The following is a 5,061-nucleotide window of genomic DNA, read 5'->3' as shown; positions in this document are numbered from 1 at the left end:
TCATAACTACTTCCCTTATATGTTACCTCTGCTGTGTTGTATGAGGTTATATTATACCAAATTGTAACTCCATCACTATTTACTGCTTCAAACTTTCCACTTGTTGGTAATGCTTCAAAGTTTGCAACAAACTCGCTATTGGCTGTTATAGTTGCTTGGTATGGGTTATCGGTTGATACTACCTCACCACCTAATGTCCAGTTTGTAAATTTATAGCCATCTTTTGGTGTCGCTGTCAGGGTAACAGTTGCACCCTCTTCAACCTCTGTTTCTGAGGCTGTGGTTGATCCCATACTCTCATCTGACGATGATACGCTTATGGTGTATAGAGTTAACGGCACATTTATACTTACGGCAACGGTGCTATTTTCAAGTATATACTCATTGGCGTTTGCGGTTGAGAAGAGTATGTTTTGGAGCTTCATCTCACCTTGCGCTACTATATTTTTTTCAGCCTTTACGTTAAAGGTTAATATGCCACCTTTACTACCCGTTATTGGTGCGTTAGAAACTGATATTGCCAATACTCTGATTTTATTACCATCTATGGTTTGTGTCAGATTGTGGCTTGCACTTAATCGTGATGTTAATGCCAATGTGTTCTCTACAACACTTAACTCCTCGGGAAGTATTATATCAAACTGAAAAGCGGAGAATTCTGTATCGTTTTTGAGGTTTATTGTTACAGGATATTCACCCTCGTTTTCTATTGTAAGGGGTTCTGTTGAAAGGCTATTCTCTTCGGTTATACCTATTTGTGTAGTATTTTCTAAAAATGCCACATCTTGATTATTGGTATTTGTGAAGAGTATATTCTTTATGGTTACACTTCCTCCAGCAAATTGAGCATCACTTTTCAATCGTATAGTTAGAAGTTCTCCTTCTGTTCCGCTAAAAGGAACATTCTCGCTCGAAAAGCATACAATACGCCATGTGCCATCAGCTAATCTATTGCTTACTAACATATGCGAGGCATCGGCTCTACTACTTAAGTTTACTTCGGCTTCGCCATTTTGGAGCGTGAGATTTAAGCCTTCGGGCAGTTCTATGTCTGCCTGAAAGCCTGTATATACTCCACTGTTTGATAACTCTATTCCTACACTACGACTATTACCAGGCGAGATATTGAATTCTTCTATATATAATCTTTCGGTAGCCTTTATCCCAGATACGCCAATAAGAAGCAATATGGGGACTATTAATATTTTTGAAAAAGTTTTCATCTCTTTTATTTTTTTATTCTACTATTACTTTTTCTGTTTTTTCACCTACTACTACAATGTAAAGTCCTTTGTTTAACTCTATCTTCTCTATTTCTGATTGTGTATAAAGTTCTTTTATAAGCATACCTGTTGAGCTGTAAATGCTTACTTTCTTGCTAACAGAATTTGTTATTATAACAGCTCCTTTTACAGAATATATGCTACTTGTTTGTCTTTCTGTTTCTTGTATTGAGGTAGGGGTTATATTTGCTCCGCCTATTGCTTGTAATATATACTCTTGGGCTTGATTGTCTGATGCATATATGTTGCTTACAGATATATCTCCAGTTGCTCCTTCTTCACTATCTATTTGCAAATTAATCAATGTGTCGTCAATATTCTTGAATGAGCGGTTTTGTAGTGAGTATATTACTACACGGGTAGTTGACGATGTAAGCTGTGAAGTTTGCAAACGATGGCTTGCATCGGCTCTTGCTCCTAATGTTATTCCGCATATTGATAATCCTTCGCCTGTGGTTATATCGGCTTGTAAGGCTGTATAATTTATGCTGTTATCCATTTTTATAGATACCTCTTGAGGAGTGTTGCCTTCTAATACAAAGTCGTCTGTTAACAGATAATCAGAGACGCTGTTCTTCATTATACTGCTTTGCAATGATAACATCTCTATTGGTTGTGCCATTACAATGCTTATGGTTCCTGAAACATCACTTATGGTGATATTGCTATCACTGTTAACATCGGCGGCGTTATAGTTAAATACAGATACCTCTTTACCTGCTACATAGTTGGTGGTGTTTACGGCATCGGTAACGGTTACCATTTCGTTGTCGTTTGAGTCGCCTTTCAATATAGGCAATACTGTTACCTCACACTCAGCAGTTACCCCTGAGCCATCTTGTGCCGATATGATTATTCGAGTAGTTCCTTCGCTAACTGCTGTTACATTTCCATTTTGATCTACAATTGCTATACCTATATCTTCGGAACTCCACAATACCTCTTTATTTGTTGCATTATTAGGTAAAAGAGTTGCTGTTAGTTGTAGCTCTTTCTCTTGACGTATCTCTACTGTGCTTTCGCTGAGGTTTATTGATGTTACAGGAACAGGAGTTAACCTAAAGGTAGCTTTTAGTGTCATATCAGCTGTTAACTCAGGTATGGTGTAACTTGCCGAAGCACCTCCTACAGGGAAGGTCATTCCACTCATTACTATTGACCACTCTACAAATTCATATCCTGCCTCAGGTATGGCATTGACGGTTACACTGTTGCCTGCCAATATCCATTTTTCTGTTACACCGTCCTCTCCGTTGATGTTTACACTTCCCCAATCTTCGTTATTTGTTTGAACGATTGTTTTATACCTTACTTCTTCTTCAAAGTTTGCAACAAACCAGCTATTGGCTGTTATAGTTGCTTGGTATGGGTTATCGGTTGATACTACCTCGCCCCCTAATGTCCAGTTTGTAAATTTATAGCCATCATTTGGGGTTGCGGTTAGGGTAACAGTTTCACCCTCATACTTTGTATTTGATGAAGATTCTGCTGTTCCTTTTGTATTATCAGAAGACGAAACACCTATTGTATATAGAGGTAGAGCTTCAAAGTTTGCAACATACTCAGTATTAGATATTGAAGTAATTGTATATGGGTTATCGGTTGATACTACCTCACCACCTAATGTCCAATTTGTAAACTTATAGCCATCTTTTGGGGTTGCTCCAATAACTGCATAAAAATCATTAGAATCTCCTATGGTATGTCCTTCAATAATTTCAGCAGTTCCCATATCTTCGTCAGCTGATGTCACCGCTAAATATTCATCCCAAATACCATCAAAAGAACATGATAATTTTATTGTTTTTGTTATACTACCCCAACCATTATCCAATGTTAATGATACTTTATTGAAACCTTTATCTTCATAAATGTACTCAATCACAGCTTCTCCAGAAGATCCATCTCCTGATTCCGAGACAAGAGAACCACCATCAATATCCCATATAGGTTTCGTCTCTATTTGATAATTTGTTCCTGAGATAAATGGTGCTCCTTGTGCAAACAAGATTGATTGTGGTTGATATTGGTTATTACCTTGAGAAATTGTCTCAATCTCATAAGTTCCTGATACAAGGTTCTTATTATAACCTATACTCTTCATGGTATTATCAGATTGTGCTTCACTTTCAAAGTCCCAATATCCGATAAAGTCTGAATCGGTAACTGATGAAGATTGATGTTGCATTGACCCTTTAACCTCAGAAGCTGTAAGAGCTTTCTTATACAAACGAACCTCATCAAGAGTACCATCAATTGCAGCACGATTAAATGCACGTCCACCAATCATAATTACGTTTGATGATTTCCATGGATACAATGCTTCCTCAGCAACCTCTCCTCCTACAAGTTTACCATTAATATACAAAGAGAATGTTCTTCTTGTATTTTCGTAACCACAAATCATAGCAACGTGATACCATGTTTGAGGTTTAAATACGAACTCTGTTGATGTTGGAACAGGAACTCCTACATAGTTTGAATTACGATAATGGAACATCAAGTTTCCTTCGTTATACTTGTTGTTACCTGCATCATCTCTTTGATCTTGAACTGTAATCGTACTCCAAATGTAACCCCAGTCACTTGCAGGCCAACTATCAGCTGCAGAGCGTATATTCAAAAATTGAGTTCCATCTTGTTCATGATTAAAACTATTAAAATTAATCCAGAATGTCAAAGTAAATGGAGTATAATCATTAAAACCAAGTTGCTCGGTTGGGATACCAAATGCTTTTTCACAAAGAGCTAAACCTCGAGAAGGGGCAATTGTTGTTGATTCTGATCCTGTATATGAAATTGTTATCTCCTTAGGCGTTCCTAAACAAATAATTTCATCTGTATTTACTTCTTCTCCATTGATCTTTATTTGATTTATTTGTGGCAATGCTCCTACCTCTGCTGGTGAAATTTGGATCTTACCGCGATATATCTCTGTTACTCCATTCATTGTCAAATATAGGTCATAGATTCCCTCTTCGCTTAACGATGTAGTAAACTTATTTGCTGTTGTTGAATATTTCACTGCATCGTTATCTGAAGCTTTTATTACCCATGTTGCGGCTGCGTGTGTTGGGTCATCAAATGCAACGGTAAACTTCTCGCCTGCTTTGATGATTGGTTTATCTATTGAGAAACCTTCAACTGTTTGGTTTTCTGGCACATCCATATATGAACTCCATCTAATTGTACTCTCGCTCTCACCATCTAAAGATACTGCACTTACTCCTACTCGAATTCTTCCGCCTTTTTCAAGATCGTAAGGTGCTCCAACCACGTATGCTGCCCACGATGTTGTTGCCGTACATAATATAGTATCTGCTCCCTCTTGTTGGGTGTAGATTTTGTAGAACCATGTATTGACATCTGAGTTATAAATTGATTGATATGATTGACGCCCTGATGAGTTTTTATCGTGTGCTGTCATATCAAATACAACTTTTACGTCAACACCTTTGTAGTTACGAGCCATTGTTTTTGAACTTACAATAGCAGGCATTCCTCCGGGAGCTATTGATGTTCCGCGAGTTAAAGATATTTCACCAATCAACACTTTGAAATCTGATGTTGTATTAGTAAATCTCAATCCAAGTTGAGCTAATGTTTGTTCGTTTAATTTCAAACCTCCACGAGAGGCAACTTTAATCTCTTTAACTTTCCACTCATCTTCTGCTTCTGCATTTGATACTATTGTTGCTGCAACCTCTGTTGTAGGTGCGGCTTCAGTTGATGTGGTTAATGCTATTGTTCCTGATCCTGAAACAACTTTGTAACGAAT

The 5,061-nt window shown here is 37.6% G+C and carries 2 protein-coding genes; both read right to left on the bottom strand.

Annotated elements, in window-relative coordinates:
- A partial coding sequence (locus IKK64_08620; protein ID MBR4120119.1) for a hypothetical protein occupies positions 1-1,223 on the bottom strand: 1,223 nt, incomplete at its 3' end.
- Positions 1,224-1,236: 13 nt separating this feature from the next.
- The coding region (locus IKK64_08615; protein MBR4120118.1) for an Ig-like domain-containing protein at positions 1,237-5,061 on the bottom strand (3,825 nt) is incomplete at its 5' end.

The organism is Bacteroidales bacterium (genome assembly GCA_017521245.1).
Classification (GTDB): Bacteria; Bacteroidota; Bacteroidia; order Bacteroidales; family G3-4614; genus Caccoplasma_A.
The sequence above is the reverse complement of the archived record's forward strand: the minus strand, read 5'-3'. Positions and strand labels throughout refer to the sequence as shown.